Source organism: Alsobacter ponti, from assembly GCF_024294805.1.
GTDB classification, from domain to species: Bacteria; Pseudomonadota; Alphaproteobacteria; order Rhizobiales; family Beijerinckiaceae; genus Alsobacter; species Alsobacter ponti.
In genome coordinates, this window is sequence record NZ_JANCLU010000006.1 from 26,106 (window position 1) to 44,102 (window position 17,997).

The 17,997-nt window shown below is 66.6% G+C and carries 16 protein-coding genes; 10 read left to right on the top strand and 6 right to left on the bottom strand.

From position 1 onward, the window contains the following. Nucleotides 1–4 precede the first annotated feature (4 nt). Nucleotides 5–1,036, top strand: a complete 1,032-nt coding sequence (locus NK718_RS07820; protein ID WP_254740337.1) for a polysaccharide deacetylase family protein — start codon at nt 5–7, stop codon at nt 1,034–1,036. A 34-nt stretch (nt 1,037–1,070) separates the two neighbouring features. Here NK718_RS07820 and NK718_RS07825 read toward each other — a convergent pair whose 3' ends face one another. Beyond that, nucleotides 1,071–2,342: a glycosyltransferase family 4 protein gene (locus tag NK718_RS07825; protein ID WP_371877243.1), complete on the bottom strand. Its 1,272-nt coding sequence runs from the start codon at nt 2,340–2,342 to the stop codon at nt 1,071–1,073. A 73-nt stretch (nt 2,343–2,415) separates the two neighbouring features. Continuing rightward, nucleotides 2,416–2,619: a hypothetical protein gene (locus tag NK718_RS07830; RefSeq protein WP_254740341.1), complete on the bottom strand. Its 204-nt coding sequence runs from the start codon at nt 2,617–2,619 to the stop codon at nt 2,416–2,418. A gap of 242 nt (nt 2,620–2,861) precedes the next feature. On the opposite strand from NK718_RS07830, the gene wecB reads away from it, so the two are divergent. The 3 genes from wecB (at nt 2,862) to NK718_RS07845 (ending at nt 6,638) form a co-directional block, all read left to right on the top strand. Next, nucleotides 2,862–3,992: a non-hydrolyzing UDP-N-acetylglucosamine 2-epimerase gene (gene wecB, locus NK718_RS07835; RefSeq protein WP_254740343.1), complete on the top strand. Its 1,131-nt coding sequence runs from the start codon at nt 2,862–2,864 to the stop codon at nt 3,990–3,992. Further along, nucleotides 3,979–5,220 (top strand): UDP-N-acetyl-D-mannosamine dehydrogenase, encoded by a 1,242-nt coding sequence (gene wecC / locus NK718_RS07840; protein WP_254740345.1) that lies wholly within the window; start codon nt 3,979–3,981, stop codon nt 5,218–5,220. Before wecB ends, wecC begins: the two co-directional genes overlap by 14 nt. Nucleotides 5,221–5,342: 122 nt before the next feature. After that, the gene (locus tag NK718_RS07845) at nt 5,343–6,638 is read left to right on the top strand and encodes a hypothetical protein (RefSeq protein ID WP_254740347.1); all 1,296 of its coding nucleotides are present in this window, start codon (nt 5,343–5,345) and stop codon (nt 6,636–6,638) included. Here NK718_RS07845 and NK718_RS07850 read toward each other — a convergent pair. The 3 genes from NK718_RS07850 to NK718_RS07860 all read right to left on the bottom strand — a co-directional run bounded on the left by NK718_RS07850 (nt 6,616) and on the right by NK718_RS07860 (nt 11,041). Beyond that, nucleotides 6,616–7,881, bottom strand: coding sequence for a sugar transferase (locus tag NK718_RS07850; protein WP_254740349.1), 1,266 nt, complete (start codon nt 7,879–7,881; stop codon nt 6,616–6,618). The two genes, NK718_RS07845 and NK718_RS07850, sit on opposite strands and share 23 nt — an antisense overlap. 211 nt (nt 7,882–8,092) lie before the next feature. Further along, entirely contained in the window at nt 8,093–9,352 is a 1,260-nt protein-coding gene (locus NK718_RS07855; protein ID WP_254740351.1) for a polysaccharide biosynthesis/export family protein, read from the bottom strand. Between the two features lie 51 nt (nt 9,353–9,403). Then, nucleotides 9,404–11,041, bottom strand: coding sequence for a polysaccharide biosynthesis tyrosine autokinase (locus NK718_RS07860; RefSeq protein WP_254740353.1), 1,638 nt, complete (start codon nt 11,039–11,041; stop codon nt 9,404–9,406). 490 nt (nt 11,042–11,531) lie between these two features. Here NK718_RS07860 and NK718_RS07865 point away from each other — a divergent pair, with 490 nt between their 5' ends. The 5 genes from NK718_RS07865 to NK718_RS07885 all read left to right on the top strand — a co-directional run bounded on the left by NK718_RS07865 (nt 11,532) and on the right by NK718_RS07885 (nt 16,591). Further along, entirely contained in the window at nt 11,532–12,992 is a 1,461-nt protein-coding gene (locus NK718_RS07865) for a phenylacetate--CoA ligase family protein (RefSeq protein WP_254740355.1), read from the top strand. 228 nt (nt 12,993–13,220) lie between these two features. Next, a complete protein-coding gene (gene galE, locus NK718_RS07870) occupies nt 13,221–14,237 on the top strand; it encodes a UDP-glucose 4-epimerase GalE (protein ID WP_254740357.1) in 1,017 nt (338 codons plus the stop codon). After that, nucleotides 14,234–15,058, top strand: coding sequence for a serine O-acetyltransferase (gene cysE / locus NK718_RS07875; protein ID WP_254740359.1), 825 nt, complete (start codon nt 14,234–14,236; stop codon nt 15,056–15,058). Before galE ends, cysE begins: the two co-directional genes overlap by 4 nt. A gap of 177 nt (nt 15,059–15,235) precedes the next feature. Then, nucleotides 15,236–15,532, top strand: coding sequence for a hypothetical protein (locus tag NK718_RS07880; protein ID WP_254740361.1), 297 nt, complete (start codon nt 15,236–15,238; stop codon nt 15,530–15,532). 444 nt (nt 15,533–15,976) lie between these two features. Continuing rightward, nucleotides 15,977–16,591 (top strand): hypothetical protein, encoded by a 615-nt coding sequence (locus NK718_RS07885; protein ID WP_254740363.1) that lies wholly within the window; start codon nt 15,977–15,979, stop codon nt 16,589–16,591. Nucleotides 16,592–16,831: 240 nt separating this feature from the next. Here the strand turns inward: NK718_RS07885 and NK718_RS07890 are convergent, their stop codons facing one another. Further along, on the bottom strand, nt 16,832–17,413 hold the full coding sequence (locus NK718_RS07890) for a sugar transferase (protein ID WP_254740365.1): 582 nt from the start codon (nt 17,411–17,413) through the stop codon (nt 16,832–16,834). Between the two features lie 293 nt (nt 17,414–17,706). Between NK718_RS07890 and NK718_RS07895 the strand changes: the two genes are divergently transcribed. Beyond that, on the top strand, nt 17,707–17,967 hold the full coding sequence (locus NK718_RS07895; RefSeq protein WP_254740367.1) for a hypothetical protein: 261 nt from the start codon (nt 17,707–17,709) through the stop codon (nt 17,965–17,967). The last annotated feature ends 30 nt before the right edge of the window (nt 17,968–17,997 follow it).

Consider the following 17,997-nt stretch of genomic DNA (forward strand, 5'->3'; position numbering starts at 1 on the left):
ACCCATGAGCGACGTCATGCTCCCTAAGGACCGGGCCTCTCAACTCCTGGTGCTCTGCTACCACCGCGTCGCGGACACGGGGGGAGGGGCGTTCAACGGGTTCCTGCCCAACGTGAGCGCCGACCCGCGCGAGTTCGAGCGGCAGATGAGCCTGGTCGCCCGGGCCTACACGCCGATCGGGATCGAGCGTCTCGTCGAATGGCTCGATGGGGGCGGGGAACTGCCGGAGCGTCCGGCCCTGGTCACTTTCGATGACGGCTATCTCGACAACGGGGAGGTCGCGCTGCCGATCATGCGGAGACACGGCATTCGGCCGCTGATCTTCCTGGCGACGGATTACATCGGCAACGGGCGAGCCTTTCCGTGGGACGTGGTCGCGTACTGTCTCGCAACCACGCGCAAGACCGGCGGGAAGTTGCCGCTTCTCGGCCAGGCGACGTTCGCCGACGAGGCTTCGCGCGTGCGCTTGGCCTCCGAATGGATGGCCGCCTGCAAGGAGGAGCCGGCGGACGAGCGCTCCGAATGGCTCAGGCAGTTGGCCGAGGCCACCGATGTGCCGGTGTCGTCGACCGACCTCCCGTGGAAGGCGTGCATGGACTGGGATCTCGTCAGGCGTCTGGCCGCGCGGGATGTCGATTTCGGCGGGCACACCTGCTCGCACCCCATCCTCTCGCGCATGCCGCCCGGCGAGGCCGCCAGGGAGATCGCCGACTGCTTTGACAGGCTCGCCGTCGAGCTCGGCCGGCCGCCGCTCGCCTTCGCCTACCCGAACGGTTCGGCGCGGGACTTCAGGCCCGACGACGAGCGCGCCGTGGCGCGCGCCGGGTTCAAAATCGGGTTTTCGCTGGAGCCGGGGCCGGTCGGCCTCGCGTCCGTGCGCGAGCGGCCGCACGCGGTCCCCAGGATCTATATCGGCCGCCGCGACAGCGGATTTCGCTTCTGGCTCAAGATCAAGGGCGCGGCCGTGGCGATGGGGAGGGCGCGACAGGCGCTGAGGCGCGGCCTGTCGATCGCCGGACGCGCCGGCGCGAGGTGACGCGTCGGCGCCGGGGACCGGCGGTGTCGGCCGGTCAGGCTTCCTCGGAAATCTTGTGCGCGGTCCCGAACGGAATTTTGCCCCTGCGGCTCGACACCAGCTCGCTCAAAACGGCGGCGTACCGGCCGCTGAGGGCTTCCCGGTCGAAGTTGGCGCGTACATAGGCGTGGCCGTTCTCCCCCGCCTGACGCCGCAGGTCGGGGTTGTCGGCCAGTTCCGCGATAGCCCGCGCCATGGCCTCGGGGTCTTCCGGAGCCACCGCGATCCCCGCCTCGGCTTCCGTCACCAGGCGCGCCGCTTCGCCTTCCGCGGCAAGCACGACCGGCCGTTTCGCCGCCATCGACTCGAAGATCTTGCCGGGCACGAAGGCGCGGAACAGCGGGTCCTTCGACAGGGGGGCCAGCGTGATGTCGGTGGCCGCGAGAATGTCGGGGATGGCGCTCATCGGCACCTCGTCCATGAAGACGACGTTGTCGATGTTCTCGTCCCGCTGCATCTGCATGAGCTGCTTCTTTTCGCCGCCGTCGCCGATCATCAGGACGACGATGTCGGAGCGCGACCGCAGCAGCTTGGCGGCCTGGAGAACGCTCGCCAGCTTCTGCGCCAGTCCGTGCGTGCCGACATAGGAGACGATGACCTTGTCGCCCAGTCCGTGCCGCTCGCGGAAGGCCGCGCCGTCGGACCCCACGAAGCGCTGGACGCTCACCCCGTTCGGGATGACCTGGATGATCTTGTCGCGGCCGCCATGGGCCCGAATGTGGTCCACGAACGGGCGCGTGACGGTGACGATCAGGTCGGCGTGGGAATAGGCCCACCGCTCGAGCGCGTGAAACGGGGCCAGCATCGCCCGGCTTTCCACCGCGCCGACGGCGCTGATGGCCTGCGGCCAGAGGTCCCGGATTTCCAGCACCCAGGGCACGCGCTTCAACCTGGCGACCGCCCAGCCCGCCGCGCCGCAGAACAGGTTGGGCGAGGTCGACATCACCACGTCGCACTTCGGCAGCCGGCCCGCGAACAGGATCGCCATCAGGCTGAACACCAGATAGTTCATCGTTCGCAGCAACACGCCTTCGTTCGCCACGGTCAGGGTCAGTAACCTGATGACCCTGACCCCGTCGATCATCTCGCTCTGGAACAGGCGGTTGCGATATCCGGGCAGGATTTTGCCGCGCGGATAGTTCGGCACGCAGGTGACGACGGTGACGTCGAACCCCGCCTTGACCCAATTCTTCGCGTTTTCGGACATTCTGACGGCGAGCGCACCGTTTTCCGGGGGATAATAGTGGCTCAAGCAAAGAACCCGCATTAACTACTCCCACCACCGGCCGCCCGGCTCATCCATGTGCATTAAATAAATCTAGTCGGTCGCTGCTTTCGGTTCAATCGTTCACCACATTAAGAATTTGTCGTGGTAAACGTTGGCAACGCTGCGGCTGCGCGTCGCTGATCCCGGCGTTGCGTTCGTTCGTGTCGAGAGCGAAGCCGCGGGCGTCGGTGATACCCTCGGTCGCCATCTCGGGACGCGAACGGAGAATGCGGGACGCCCGCAGCGTCGCGACATAATCTCTTACAAAATCAAGCACCAGGCGGTTTTCGTGTGGCTGGACGAGCCCGTCGTCCTACAGCCTGCGAACGCAAGTCGCGACCGAAAAGCGGAGCGTCGAAAGGGGCCGCGCGATGCCCGTCGATCGGCGCGGCGCGGCCGCGCACGCGCCCTGTCCGACGGATTCAATTGAGCAAGCGCTTGTAAGTCATGAGCAGTGAAATGACTTGACCTTTAACATGCATTTAAACTTCAATGAATCCAAACAGCGGGGCGACCATCATGCGCGTATTAACCGTGTTCGGGACACGACCAGAAGCGATCAAGCTTGCGCCTTTGGTTAAGGCTTTCGCCAACAAGAACGTCGATCACCGTGTCTGCGTCACCGGCCAACATAAGCAGATGCTCGAACAGGTTCTGGAAGCTTTCGAAATTCAACCGGATTTCGATCTGGCCGTCATGAAGGACGCCCCCGACCTCGCGACCCTGACGGCGACCATCGTGACCCGCACGACCGAGGTGCTCGCCCAGTTCCGGCCGGACTATCTCGTCGTCCAGGGCGACACGACCTCAACCTTCGCGGCCGCGGTCGCGGCCTTCTACCAGAAGGTGCCCGTCGCCCATGTCGAGGCGGGCCTTCGCACCGGCAACCCGCTCTCCCCCTGGCCCGAGGAGATGAACCGGCGGCTCGTCTCCTCGGTCGCGAGCCTGCATTTCCCGCCCACCTCCCTGTCGGCGTCCAACCTCCTGCGCGAGGGCATCAGCGGGGAGCGGATCCAGGTGACGGGCAACACCGTCGTCGACGCCTTGACGTTCATGATCGACAGGCTCGACCGGGAACCCGCGCTCCGGGACAAGTGCGATGCGATCCTGTCCTGCCTCGCTCCCCGGCTGCGGACCATCCTCGTCACGGGGCACCGCCGCGAGAATTTCGACGGGGGACTTCAGAACACGTGCATGGCCCTGGCCGAGATCGCCCGGCGCGACGACGTGCAGATCGTCTTCCCCGTTCACCTCAACCCGAAGGTGGGCAGCACCGCGCGCGAGTGGCTCGGCAACCTGCCCAACGTCCATCTGATCCCGCCGCTCGAGTACCTGCCGTTCATTCGGCTGATGCAGCGCTGCGAGATCATCGTCACCGACAGCGGCGGTATCCAGGAGGAGGCGCCGACGCTCGGCAAGCCGGTCGTCATCACGCGCGACACGACCGAACGCCCCGAAGCCGTGAGCGCGGGAACGGCGCGCCTGGTGGGCACCGACAAGCGGACCATCGTCCACGAGCTCACGCGGTTGCTCGATGACAGCGACTATGCCCGGACCTTCGCGAAGCCGCGAAACCCGTTCGGGAACGGCGACGCCGCCGAGCAGATCGCCAACCGGATCATCAACGAGATTTCCAATGGCAAGAATTGAAACAGTATCGGTCGTCGGCCTCGGCTATATCGGCCTCCCGACGGCGGCTGTCCTGGCGGACAATGGCTTCGACGTCATCGGCATGGACGTGAACCAGCGCGCCGTCGAGAGCGTCAACGCCGGCCGTCCGCACATCAGCGAGCCCGATCTGGATCTCCTGCTGCGCAAGGTCGTACAGGCCGGCCGGCTGCGGGCGGTCTCGGAGCCGGCGCAGGCGGACGCCTTCATCCTGGCCGTACCGACGCCGTTCAGGGCCAACCACGTACCCGACGTCTCGTTTGTCGAGACGGCCGCGCGATCGATCGCGGCCGTGCTGCGGCCCGGCAACCTCGTGATCCTCGAATCCACCTCGCCGGTCGGCACCACCGAGAAGCTGAGCGAGTGGCTGGCGGAGGAGCGGCCGGACCTGACCTTCCCGCATCAGAAAGGCGAGCTGAGCGACATCCGCATCGCCCACTGCCCCGAGCGCGTGCTGCCTGGGCAGATCCTCAAGGAAGTCGTCCAGAACGCGCGCATCATCGGCGGCATGACGCGGAAATGCTCGCAGAGCGCCAGCGCGCTGTACAAGACCTTCGTGAAGGGTGAGTGCCACGTCACCAACGCCCGCACCGCCGAGCTGGCCAAGCTCGCCGAAAACGCGTTCCGCGACGTCAACATCGCCTTCGCCAACGAGCTCAGCGTCATCTGCGACAAGCTCCGGATCAATGTCTGGGACCTGATCAAGGTCGCCAACCTTCATCCTCGCGTGAATATCCTCAACCCGGGGCCGGGCGTCGGCGGCCACTGCATCGCGGTCGATCCGTGGTTCATCGTCGCGGCCGATCCCGTCAATGCCCGCCTGATCAGGACGGCGCGCGAGGTGAACGACGCCAAGCCGCAATTCGTGGTGGATAAGGTGCGCAGGCTGGCGGCGAAGCTCAAGGATCCCGTCATCGCCTGCCTGGGCTTGTCGTACAAGGCGAACGTGGACGACTTGCGCGAAAGCCCGTCCGTGGAGATCGTCAAGCGGCTCGTGGACGAGCGGATCGGGGAGATTCTCCTGGTCGAACCGCACGTCAACAAGCTCCCGGGGGAACTCAGCAATCTCGGCCTCGAGCTGTGGGACTTCGATCTGGCCATCGACCGGGCGGACATCCTCTTGCTGCTGGTCGACCACACGGCGTTCTCGTCGATCGACCGCGACCAGGTCAAAGGCAAGATCGTCGTCGACACGCGCGGGGCCTGGTAAGGATTGAGGCCCGCCTCGCGGGCTGGAGGTCGTGCGTCCAATGCCAAAGGCGTGTCGAGGATCGCATCGGGGGCGGGGAGTTCGTCGGCCGGCGCGCTCCGCCGCGATGTCGCGACCCTGAGATGGCGTCTCCACCCGACACCGAGCCTTCCGCGTCGCTGCCGGCGGCCGGCCCCGTAGCGCCCGGGCGCTTCGGGCGTATCGCGTTTCGCGAACTCGGCGACCAGGTCGTCGTCTTCCTGTCGACGCTCGCCATCAATCTCGCGGCGTTCGCGATCCTGTTCCTGGCGTCCCTGAATCTGCCGGCATCGGATTTCGCCAAGCTGTCGCTGGCCGCCGGGCTGGTGCCCGTGGTGGCCGCCGTGCTCGACCTCGGCAGCAACCAGACGTGCCTGAAACTGTCCTTCGAGCACGACGACCTTCGCTTTCTCGGCCTGAACCTCGTCGTGAAGGGCTTCTTCCTGGCCTGCGTTCTCCCGGCCGCGGTGCTGGCCTACGGGCTCGGCTTCGATCTCGACCGCATCGTCATCGGCGCGGCCGGCGCGGGGATGGCGTTCTGGGGGGCGACGCGCGTCCTCGAGCAGCGTCGACGCGAATTCCGGCGTCTGGCCGCCCTCAACGCCGGCCTCGCCGTGACGCGCCTGCTGCTCGGCGCGGCGGCGCTGCTGGCGCAGAGCTGGATCGCGGTGCTGGCCGCTCTCCACGTGCTGGCGCAGATCCCTTTGCACCTGTTCTCGGTGCGGCGCATCGCCGTGCTGGCGGGCGAGGCGCGCTGGCGCGACGCGGCGACCATCCTGCGCATTTCACCCGTGATGTTCGTCTCGGGACTGCTCTACAGCTCGATGCCCGTGCTGACCCAGTGGCTGGTCTTCAGGAGCAACGACGCTGCCGCGGCGGCGGCGATGGGGATCGTGCTGATCTTCCTCGCGCCGCTCGACCTCGTCGGGTCGACCCTGCGCATCTACCTGCTGCCGGAGGTGCTGGGAAAACCGTTGCGCCGCATTCGCGTGTTCGGGCTGGAGGAGGCGGGGCTCGGCTGGCTGGCCGTCGGCTTCGTCGCCGCGATCCTGGCCGGCACCGCCGCCGTGACGTTGTTCATCCATGCCGTCTACGGGGTGAAGTACCCGCAGGCGACGCAGTTCTTCCTTGTCTATTTCGGTGCGATGGCGCTCGCTTTGCCGGTCGGCCTGCTCAACGTCCGCTCGCAGCGCGGCTCGCTGGCGCGGGTCGAGGCGGCGGTGAACGTGGTTCGCTTCGGGGCGACGGCGACGCTCGGCCTGTTCGCGCTCAGCCCCTTCGCCGTCGTCGCGATCTCGGCCGGCATCATGCTGGGGGGAGAACTCGCGCTCGGCGCGCTCTTGACCCTCGCCGGCAATTCGGCGTGGGCGGGATCGTTCAGCGCACGTGGGCGGGATTGAACATCACCATCACGGTGCGCCAGGCGATCGAGAGGTCCATCGCCGGTCCGAACTCACGGATGTAGAAGAGGTCGTATTCCAGCTTCTGCGCGGTCTCCTCGACCGTCTCCGCATAACCGAAGCGGACCTGCGACCAGCCGGTGATGCCGGGGCGCACGGCGTGGCGCATCGCGTAGTTGGGGATCAACCCCTCATACTTCTCGACAAGGCCCGGCTGCTCGGGGCGGGGCCCGATCATGCTCATGTCGCCGATCAGGACGTTCCAGAGCTGCGGCAGCTCGTCGACATGGGTGCGCCGCAGCGCCTTGCCGAGCGGCGTGATGCGGCTGTCGTTCACGGCCGTCGCGCACTGCGCCTCGCCTTCCTTGCGCGGCCGCATGGTGCGCAGCTTGAACATCCGGAACACCCGGCCGTCCTTGCCGACCCGGTCCTGGGCGAAAATGATCGGCCGTCCCATGGTGACGAGGATGGCCAGCATCGCGATGCCGGACAGGATCAGCGCCGATGGCGCCATGAGCAGCACGAGGGCGAGGTCGCAGCCCCGCTTCACCGCGGCGTAGAGGCGCGCCTGGCGGACGCTCTGGACCAATTCGTCGGGACGGTGGCGATCGGGCATCACGCGGCCGGTGGCCTGCTCGATATGGTCGACGATGGAGTCCAGTCGGGTGCCGGCGCAGGCGGAGGTGATGACGTAGCGCGACCAGGACGGATTTTGCGAGACCTCGGGGTTGATGAGCAGGACGTCGTAGGGCCCCTGCGCGAGCGAGGCGTCCATCAGCATGTCGATCGCCGGGTCGGTCGGACCGATCTGCGTGGAGCTGGGGATCGCCCCGATGCGCACCGGCCGCGCCAGACGCTGCGCGGTGAGCATCAGGAAGCCTGCGAGGAACGCCGTCAGCGCCATGGCGTACCAGTCGATCCGCGCGGAAGCAGGTTCGAGGACGGCCAAGGCCGCGGTCGCCGCCGCGGCGAGTCCCACGACCTGCCAGGTGCGGGCCAGGCTGCTCCCGCGCGTCAGCGTCGATGCCAGCGCAACGCCCATGCTCAGGGTCGTCGCCTTCAGCACATCGGGAGGGAGCAAGAGATCCTGGCCCTGCGAGACACGATGCAGCACGGCGAGGGCCCAGGGGGCGGTGAGGGACAGCCCGGCCAGAACGCCGGCGCGCCAATTGAGGGAAGGGCGGACATGGGTGCCGTGGGTCCTCAGGCTGCGCGCGGGCGCGATTGGACGGACGACACTCATCTGCAACTCCTCATCGACTACAAGTTGTATTTTTTATAAAATTTGCCTTTCGTCAAACCTAATCATCTGCGATCCACAAATTAAGATTAAAGTAAGTGTGAATTTGCACACGTTAATACTAATGGCCAACAATCACCCATCACGCCCGCGCGAGAAAGGCTGCGCCGGGCCGTTTGGGTGATGAAAGATTACGGATTGCGAAACTTTGGGCCTACTGGCGCGGGGTCGCCACCAGGAAATCGAACTTTGTCAGGACTTCGATGACGTCCCCCGGCATGACCGGGGTGGCTTCGTTGGCGGGAATCGTCGCCTGCTGGCCGTCGACCGTGCGGAAGATGGTGATGTCGGAGCGCGCCTGGCCGGTGCGGGACAGCTCGGCCTTCAGCGCGCCCGAGTAGAGCAGCTTGTCGCCCACCGATTGCAGCTGCGCGGCCACCTTGGCCTTCTCCACCAGCGCGTCCTGCAACTCCTCGGTCAGCGCCGCTCGCCGGTCCTCGGCCAGGCGGACGCTTTTGCGGGCGAGGTCCTGCTTGGCGAGCTCGGCCGCCGAAGCCCGCGCGGCGTTCTCCTGCTGGCGGCTGCGCAGCAGCATGGCGGTCCGCTGCTCGTCGAGCAGGCGGTTGGCGGCGGCGAGGCCTTTCTGGTTCAGCTCGGCAACCCTGCCGATTTCCGCCATCTGGATCTTGAGGCTTTCGTCGTCGTTTTTGGCGCCGGCTGCGATCGCCGCCAGCTGGCCGTCCGCCAGCTCGACCGACCGGTCGAGATGGGCCTGCTCGCGGTGCTGGTTCTCGGTCCGAAGCTTCAGCGCCTCGTTCTCCAGCTTCGCGATCTGCTCGACCACGGCGGCGGAAATCGGGACGCCGCGCAGGTCGCCCGCGTCGATGCTGTCCTTGCCGTCGAGTTCGGCCTGCAGCCGGCGCACGCGGGCATCGCGCTTGGCGAAGTCGGTCCACAGGGCCTCGTACTGCCCGCGCAGGTCGGTGGCCATCAAAAGCGGGTTCTCGACCTTGAAGCGATTATTGTCGTAGCCGCCCGCGAGCGCGATCGCATGCCGAACCGTCATGGACGGGCGGAACGGGTAGGCCCCGGCGCGGGCGACGTCGCCCGAAATGTAGAAGGGGCGGTGCTCGACCAGCTCGACGAGGACGTCCGAGCTGCGGATCGCGTCGTTCGAGGCGAGCAATTCCTTCAGCTTGGCGCGGACCTCGGCGAGCGTGTGCGAGCTGGCCTTCACTTCGCCGATCAGCGGCATGGAGATGTTGCCGTCGACGTCGATGGTCGAGCGGCGCTTGAACTCCTGCATGCCGAAGACCGAAATCTCCAGCACGTCGCCGCTGTCGAGGAGATAATCCGCCGCGAGAGCCCGGACGGGAATGCATGCGAGCGCCAGCACGGCCAGAAGGGCCAGGGCGAGGCCACGCAGACCTCTCGCCTCGAATGGCCGACGCTGGCCGCGTTGTCCGGTCGACATTCCTGCACTCCACACAGCCAAAACCACGGACTCCACCGACGAGAGAAGGGCCTACTTGTACGAGTAACCGTACCCCACCCAACGCTCCGATTGATTGAGCATTGTCAAAACATTTGCCGGGTGAGCGCGGAAAACCTCACGCAGGGCGAGCCTGGCGTCGTGGGCCTTGGTGGCGCCGCCGCGGGCCACGAACAGCACCGTATCCACGCTGCGCATGAGCAGCAGGATGCCCGCCATCGGCCCTACGGGCGGTGCGTCCAGCACCACGAAGTCGAAGCGACGCTCGAGTTCGGACAGGAAGGCCGCGAACTCGGGGGACTGGAACAGGCGCGCCGAGGTCACGCGGCTGCCTTCGCCCGCGGTGACGACGGTGCAGTTCGAGCGCGGGTCCGGCTTCAGCAGGGCATCGAGATCCTGCTTGCCCTCCGCCGCCATCAGGTCCGCGAGGCCGGGGCCTTTGTCGATCCCCAGGCGCTCGTGCAGCTTGGGCCGCAGCAGGTCGCAGTCGATGATGACCGTGCGCAGCCCGCTGCCGGCCGCGGCGCGGGAGAGGGCGATGGACACCGTCGTCTTGCCGTCGCCGGACGCCGTGGACGTGAGCAGCACGGTCTTCTTGCGCTCCCCGCTGGTCGTCATCAATTCGAGGCCGAGGAAGGTGCGGCGGATCGCCTCCGAGAAGGCCGAGAACGGGTTGTTGACGATCTCGTCGTGCAGCCTGCGGCGCGACTGCCCGGCCGGCAGCACGCCGATGTTGCGGACACCGGAGATCGCCTCGATGTCGGCCTCGGTGCGGATGATCCGGCTGTAATGGTCGCGGCCATAGGCCAGGACGGTCGACATCAGAAAGGCGAGGAAGCCTCCCAGCAGGGTGAGAATCTCGCGCGGCGGGAAGCTCGGGCGATCCGGCGGGCGGGCTTCGGCCGCGACGCGGGCGTCGGCGGTCACGACCGTGCGTTGCTGGGACACAGTCTTCATGCGCGCCAGGGTGTCCTGGTAGAGCTGGCGCATGGTGAGCTGCGTCTCGGACTTCTTCAGCGCCTCGCTCAGCTCGGCGAGACGGCGGGACAGCGTCTCCTCGGCGCGCTCGATGGAGCGCACCTTGGCGGTGACGTGCTCCTCGATATAGGCGTCCGCGTAGGCGTTCGCGAGCTGCGCGGCTCGGTCCGGATTGTCGGCGGTCGCCTCGATGGCAATGACGTCGGTGAGGCCGCGCCGGCGCACGGTGATGCGTTGCTGCAGCATGCGCACGGCGGCGCCCGTCGACGTGCCCTGTGGCCCGGTCGCCTCGTCCGCCTGGACGTCGGGGGTTTCGGCGCGCGGCCAACCCAGTTTGGCGCGAACGTCCTGCCAGGCGTCGCCGACCTGAGCGCCAAGTCGCGATACCAGCCCCGGCCGCTCGGCGAAATCCGGCGCGGTATGAAGGTCCAGACGCTCGACGACGTTCTCGGCGATGTTCCACGACTTGAGGATCTCGACCTCGCTGTCGGGGCTGCTGCCCGCCGCGTTGCCACCTTCGGTTCCCAGCAGTCGGGAGACGCGCTGGTCCATGATCAGCAGCGTCGTCGCGGTGTAGCGATCCTTGATCGACTGCACGGCGAGGTAGCTCAGCACGAACCCGACGAGCGTCGCCGCGGCGATCTTCCAGCCGTGACGGCGGATCGAGCCGAAAATGCGCTCGAGCTCCGTCATCGTCGAATTCAACGTGAGGGAGGACGGCAGCGGCTTCGGTTCCGTGGGCGTCTTATCGACCACCCGGTCGGCCAGATCGGCGGTGACTGTCCGGTTTTTCTCACGTCCGAGCGCGCGTGCCTTGCTGCGGTCAGTTACACGACCTTGATTCATGGGTTCTCTCGCCGGACACGCGCACTGGCGGCGCCTGACAAAAAGGCGCCTGCGACGTCCGCTCAACTAAAGCGTGTTTTTTGCAATTTGCAAGTGAATGAACAAAAGTTAGTTTATTGTAACGTCGACGATGTGCGGCGAGGCATGGGTGACCGGAGGGCGTACGCAGCAAGCGTGGCCGCGCACCGCGGCCTTAACCAAGTACACAAGTTAGTTTACGAGGCTGTCATCAAGGTTATTTTCGCCCTGCAAATTGATTTTTACCCAGCATATGTTTAATCTTGCATGCGCGCCCAACCGGGGCGAGCTCACGAAAGCTGATGCGGAGTGGCGCGAGATGGTCTCTAAGGCGACGTTCTCCTTTTATCACGCGTTGCCTTACCCCCTCCGTTGCGCCATCGCCGGCGCACGCGGCCTGTGGCTCTCCCGCTGGCGCTACGGCCCGGGCGCGGATGCCCAGGCGGAGGAGTTCCTGACCCACGACCGGTGGTCGGACGAGCAATGGCGGAGCTGGCGCGAGGAGGCGGTCGCCCGCGTGCTTCACAGGGCCCGCAAGTCCGTTCCGTGGTATCGCGAGCACTGGGACGCGCGCCGACGCAATGGCGACATGAGTTCGCCCGAACTGCTCGAGAACTGGCCCATTCTGGAAAAGGACGAAGTGCGTCGCAATCCGATGGCGTTCCTCGCCGACGACTGCGACCCGAAGTCCATGTACCAGGTGCGCACGAGCGGGACGACGGGAAAGCCCATCGAATTTTACCAGAGCCAGGCGACGGTGCAGCGGCAATACGCGCTGACCGAGGCGCGGATGAAGCGCTGGTATGGCGTGTCGCGGCACGACCGCTGGGCCCATCTGGGCGGGCAGCTCGTCGCGCCCGTGAGCCAGAAGGATCCTCCCTTCTGGGTCCGCAGCTTCGGCCTGCACAAGGTCTATATGTCGTCGGTTCACCTCTCGGTGGCCACGGCTCCCGCCTACCACCGGGAGATCATGCGGTTCCGGCCGGCCTATCTCCTCGGCTTTTCGTCGGCGCTGCACACGCTTGCCGAAGGCATGCTGGCGGCCAACCTGCCGTCGCCGGACCTGAAGGTCGTGATTTCGGACTCCGAGCCGCTGCTCGATTACCAGCGCGAGGCGATCGAGCGGGCGTTCACCTGTCCGGTGGTCGAGACTTACGGCCAGAGCGAGGCGGTGATGATGGCCTCCCAATGCCTGCACGGCCGCATGCATCTGTGGCCGGAAACCGGGTACCTCGAAGTCCTGGCCGACGGCCGCCCGGTTCCGGCCGGGGAGGTCGGCGACTTCATCGTCACGGGACTGAACAATCCCGACATGCCTTTCATCCGCTACAGGGTCGGGGACCGCGGCGCGGTGGCGCCCGCCTCCGGGCCGTGCGCCTGCGGCCGAAACCTGCCGCACCTCTCCACCATCGTCGGGCGCATCGACGACATCGTGGTCACGGCCGACGGTCGGCAGATCAGCCGGCTGGACCCGGCGTTCCGCATCGACGCGCCGCTCATCGAGGCGCAGGTCATCCAGGAGAGCTTCGACCTCATGCGCGTGCGCTGCGTGGTGGGGGCGGGCTGGCTGCCGGAGCACGAAGACGCGCTGGCCGAACGCATCCGCGACCGCATGGGGCCGGTCAGGGTCGAGTTCGAGAAGGTCGATCGGATTCCTCGCGGCCCCAACAATAAGTTCAAGTTCCTCACCTCGAAACTCACCCCGGAGGAGCGCGCCCGCGCGATCAGGTGCGAGCCCGCCGCCCCGGTGGAGACGGCCAGGAACGGCGAGTTCGCCTGAGGGCTGAAGAACGAGCGCGGCCGGCGCGGGCAGCGCCGGGCGGGGGAGCGAGACGGCCGCCCGTCGGTACGCGCCTGAAGCCGCGACCCCATCTTCCGGATGAGCAATCCGTGGGAATGTTGCGAAACGTTACGCAAGGTAACCCTAATTGCTTGTACACGAATTCGTATAGTTCACATAAGTCAATTGCTGATTAAACTAAGCCAGATCATCAAAAGGGGCGGCGTCATGACGGTGCTTGTGACGGGCGGTGCGGGCTATATCGGCTCGCATGTCGTGTGGGATTTGGTCGACCGCGGCGAGAAGGTCGTCGTGCTGGACGACCTGACGACCGGCTTCGCGGAAGCCGTGCCCCCCGGCGTGAAGCTGGTGAAGGGCGACGTGGGCGATGGGGCGCTGGTGCGCTCGATCATCGCCGACCACGGCGTCGACGCCGTCGCTCATTTCGCCGCGAAGGTTGTCGTGCCCGACTCCGTCGCCGATCCTCTGGGCTACTACCTCGCCAACACGGTGAAGTCGCGAGCCCTGATCGAGGCGGCGGTCAAAAGCGCCGTCGAACGCTTCATCTTCTCCTCCACGGCGGCTGTGTACGGCAGCCCCGCGCAAGAGCGCGTGACCGAGACCACGCCACCCGAGCCGGTTTCGCCGTACGGCCGCTCGAAGCTGATGACGGAATGGATGCTGCAGGATGCGGCGCGCGCCACCGGCCTGCGCTACGTCATCCTCCGCTACTTCAACGTCGCCGGGGCCGATCCGCTCGGGCGCACGGGACAATCGACGCCGCGCGCCACCCATCTCGTCAAGGTGGCGTGCGAGGCGGCGCTGGGGCGCCGCTCGTCGCTGGAGATCTACGGCACGGATTTCCCCACGCCCGACGGCTCCTGCCTCCGGGACTATATCCACGTCGCGGACCTCGCCCGCGCCCATCTGCTGGCGCTGGACCATCTCGCGGCCGGAGGGGCGAACCTGACGCTGAATTGCGGCTATGGAAGGGGCTATTCGGTGCTCGAGGTCGTCGACGCGGTGAAGCGGATTTCGGGCGCGGATTTCCCCGTCCGCTTCGCGGCGCGCCGGCCCGGCGATCCCGCCAGGGTCATCGCCACGGGCGAACGCGTCCGCGCGGAACTCGGCTGGACGCCCCGGTTCGGCGATCTCGACTCCATTGTCTCCCATGCGCTCGCCTGGGAACGCCGGATAGGTCCCGCCGCGCGCCTCGCGAGGGCCCAGGCGGGGGGAGGCGCATGAGCACCGGCCTGATCGGGAAGCTCGACCGGGTCGACCCGGTGTGGCGGCGCATGCGGGAGGAAGCGGAGCAAGCGGTGCGGCAGGAGCCGCGCCTGGGCGGCTTCGTCTACGCGGCGATCCTCAACCACGACACGCTGGAATCGGCGGTGGCGCACCGCGTCGCGGCGCGGCTGCACCACGAGGCGGTGACGGGCGACCTCATCGCCCAGACCTTCATGCAGGCGCTGGCCGACGACGCCGCCATCGGGCAGGCGTTCCGGGCCGACCTGATGGCGGTGACCGACCGCGACCCGGCCTGCCAGCGGCTGATCGAGCCGATGCTCTATTTCAAGGGCTTCCACGCCATCCAGACGCACCGGCTGGCGCACGCGCTGTGGCGGCAGGGCCGGCGCGACTTCGCGCTCTATCTGCAGAGCCGCTCGTCGGAGGTGTTCCAGACCGACATCCACCCTGCCGCGCGCATAGGCCGGGGCATCTTCCTCGACCACGCCACGGGGCTTGTGGTCGGCTCGACGGCGGTGATCGAGGACAACGTGTCGATGCTGCAGGACGTGACGCTCGGCGGCACCGGCAAGGAGACGGGCGACCGCCACCCCAAGGTGCGCCAGGGCGTTCTGATCGGGGCGGGGGCGAAGATCCTCGGCAATATCGAGGTGGGGCGCTGCGCCCGCGTGGCGGCGGGCTCGGTGGTGCTCAAGCCCGTGCCCCCCAACGTCACCGTCGCAGGCGTGCCGGCCGTGGCGATTGGGCCGACGCAAGGCGGCGGAACGATGGAGCCCGCGCGCGCTATGGACCAGGACTTCGGCGACACTGGGATCTAGCGCCCGCCGCCGGTTCGTCCCGGGCCCGCGTTGCGTTTCCGGCGAGGCCGCGCCTTGCTGTCGCCTCAAACCTCTCCACATTCTCTCTTTCGATCACGCTTGAATCGTCGGCGCTCAGCTACGTAACGGCGAAGAATCAGGTAATGTTGATCCGGGGAGTGAGGCTTTTGAGCTGACATGACGGTCAGTTTTTTACTAATTTTCGCTTGCCTTGTCGGCGGTTTCTTCTCTCGCCGCTTGAATGTGTTCGCGATCGCGCTGGTCGCGCCGGCCCTCGGCGTCATGGCTTACATGATCACCGGGGACGCCATCACTGGCGTGACGACCTTTGCGGCGATCCAGTTCGGCTATGCGGTTCCGATCGCGACGGCGGCCTTTTCCCGAAGGGTGAAAGGCGAGGACCGCCGCGATCCTGTCATTCGCAGGAGCGACGAGGTCGTGGAGCGGGCCAAGGAGCCGGCCGAGGGCCTGTGAGCCGCCCCGGCCGCCACCCTCTGGCAGCCTTCCTGAGCGCGTGTGACTATCCTGCAACATCGAATCTGGCGCTCCGGGCCGCATCGAACCGACCGGGCGTCGGATCAGCGCGAGCATCGCTTTCCGCGCATTCAATCATGACGCCTCCTGTGGGGCCGGGTCCCTACGGCGGGGCAGCCGTGCGAAGTCGTTCTCACAGATAGGCAAGTAAAATTTTAGCAAGTGAAGTCATGGGAACTTAACCACATCCAGCAAGTGCCTAAGGCCGAGTCTTGGACAAGCCAACACAAGAACAGGAACACTGAGTCGACGTTGAAGAGAGTCGATTTACATGCTTGTGGAAATCGGTAATCCGCGCATCATTGATGGGAGTCGGTTCAATGTTGCGCCGTTAACCATTCACGTTTAACCGTTCTCGTCGAAGCCCATACCGGACCCGGCTCGATGATGGAGCGGATGAAAACCCGCTGGACCCGTTGGCGTGAGCGATTTTGGGAAGCGCGGCCGGCCGAGCCGGTCGCTGCCGACGTCGCGGGCGCGCAAGCCGGGACGGACTCCGTGGCGCGGGAAGCCGCCGACATCGAAGCCCGCCTCGCCCGGCTGCGGGAGGGCTGCGGCCGGCAGTTCAGGTCCTCCGCGTTCGCGGTCGGGGAGGGGACGGAGGATCTCGACAGCCCCGCGAGCCTCCTGCCCGCGCTCTTCGCCGTGCTCTACGTGTCGAGCGTCGAGGCGCGCATCGCCGCGCTGCGGCAGTCCACCGCCGAGCTGTCGGTTTCGGCCATCGGGCCGCTCGTGTCCGCGCAACTGGACATGCAGCGTCCTTGCGGCGAAGCCGGACGAGCCGCCCGCGCCCGCCTGGTCGCCAGGGCGTTCGCCGTGCTGAGGCGCAATCCCGATCTGATCCGGATCGCCTATTTCAATCTGATCGGAGAGTTGACCGTCATGGAGACGGGCGGCTTGCCCAATGAAAGCCAGGAGGCGCGGTCCGGCCGGCTGATCCTTCTCGCCGTGCTGCGCGACCGCCTGGGACTGTCCCGCTCCGACCGCGCCTCGGCCTGATCGGGATATCCGGGATCGCGCGACGAAAGCGCGCCGAGATCCGGCCTCCCGCGCTCCGCGTCCTGCGGTGTTCGCAAAAAGGGGCAGGAGCCCGCTCGGGCCGTGCGCCCGCGCACACGACGCGGGCGGCGATATTGGGCACCTGACGGCGTGTGCGCCCGCGCACGGCTCAGTACATGACGACGAGAAAATCGACGGCGTCGGCGAAAGCTGCGTGAATTCGCGGCGAGGCCGCGAGGCTCACGGATCGGGGCTCGACGTCAGCGCCCGCGCGAGCAGGCGGAAATCGTCCGCGATCCTGCCCGCCTGCACGTAATGCTGGTCGAGCGCGGCGGCCTTGCGCGCCGGCAGGCGGCCGGTCGCGAGGTGGCGGGACGGGCTGACGAGGCCGGGGCGAGCCAGCAGCAGGTCGGAGGCAGCGGGGCCGCAGAGCGTGAGCTCGCGCTGCGTGCGCGGGCAGGGCCCCACCATGCTCATGTCCCCCTTGAGCACGTTGTAGAGGCCGGGCAGATCCTCCACGCCGCTGGCGCGCAGCCAGTCGTGCAGGCCTGGGTCGCTGTTCTTGCGCTTCGAAGCCGCCTGATTCGGCGAAATCCGGAACCTGTACTGCCGGAAAACGCGGCCGCGCAGGCCGACGACGTCCCGCGAAACGAGGGCGGGCCGACCGAAATTCGCCACGACCAACGCCCATACAATCAGGATCATCGGCGACAGCAGCGCCAGTAGAACGATCGACAGGAAAAGGTCGAGCGCGCGCTTTGATCCGCCGCCGGGCCCGTTGGCGGGAGGCTTTCCGTCGGATGAAACAAGACTATCGGACACGGGCGCGATTCCAGTGAGGGCATACTCATTTAATGAGTAGGTAACCAAACGTTACGTCTTAATTCAATTTATCTTTTTGCAGATTGAGGGGAGTGATGAATTAAGCTTACCGTGTTAACTATAGAGTGCAAGTGGATGGCGCAAGCTTGCGGTTGATCTTTGTGAAGCGCTATCTCCTCTCTTGTGGGTGGACCTTGCCCGGAAGGGTGCGCGTTAGGATGGCGTTAACATTCTCGGCGCGTACTTCACGGCAGCCCGCTGGGCTTGATGAAGCGAACGACCGGAGCCAGGCAATGCTCTATGACGCCCAGATCCCGATGATCCTGCTGTGCGCCATTCTGCTGGGGGTGCTCGTGTCCGCCCGGGTGACCGTCTTCGCGGTCGCGATGCTGGCCCCACTGATCGCTGTCGCCGCATGGCTCGTGGTCGGCAACTGGTGGATCGCAGTGGCGGCGTTCCTGCTGTTCCAGGCCGGGTTCCTCGCGCCGCTCCTCGTAACGACGGTGATGCGCGGTTTTTTTCTGGTACGGACGCAGGGGGGCCGAACGGCCTGAACGGCGAAGCCGTCCGTCGGCCGCGCGGCT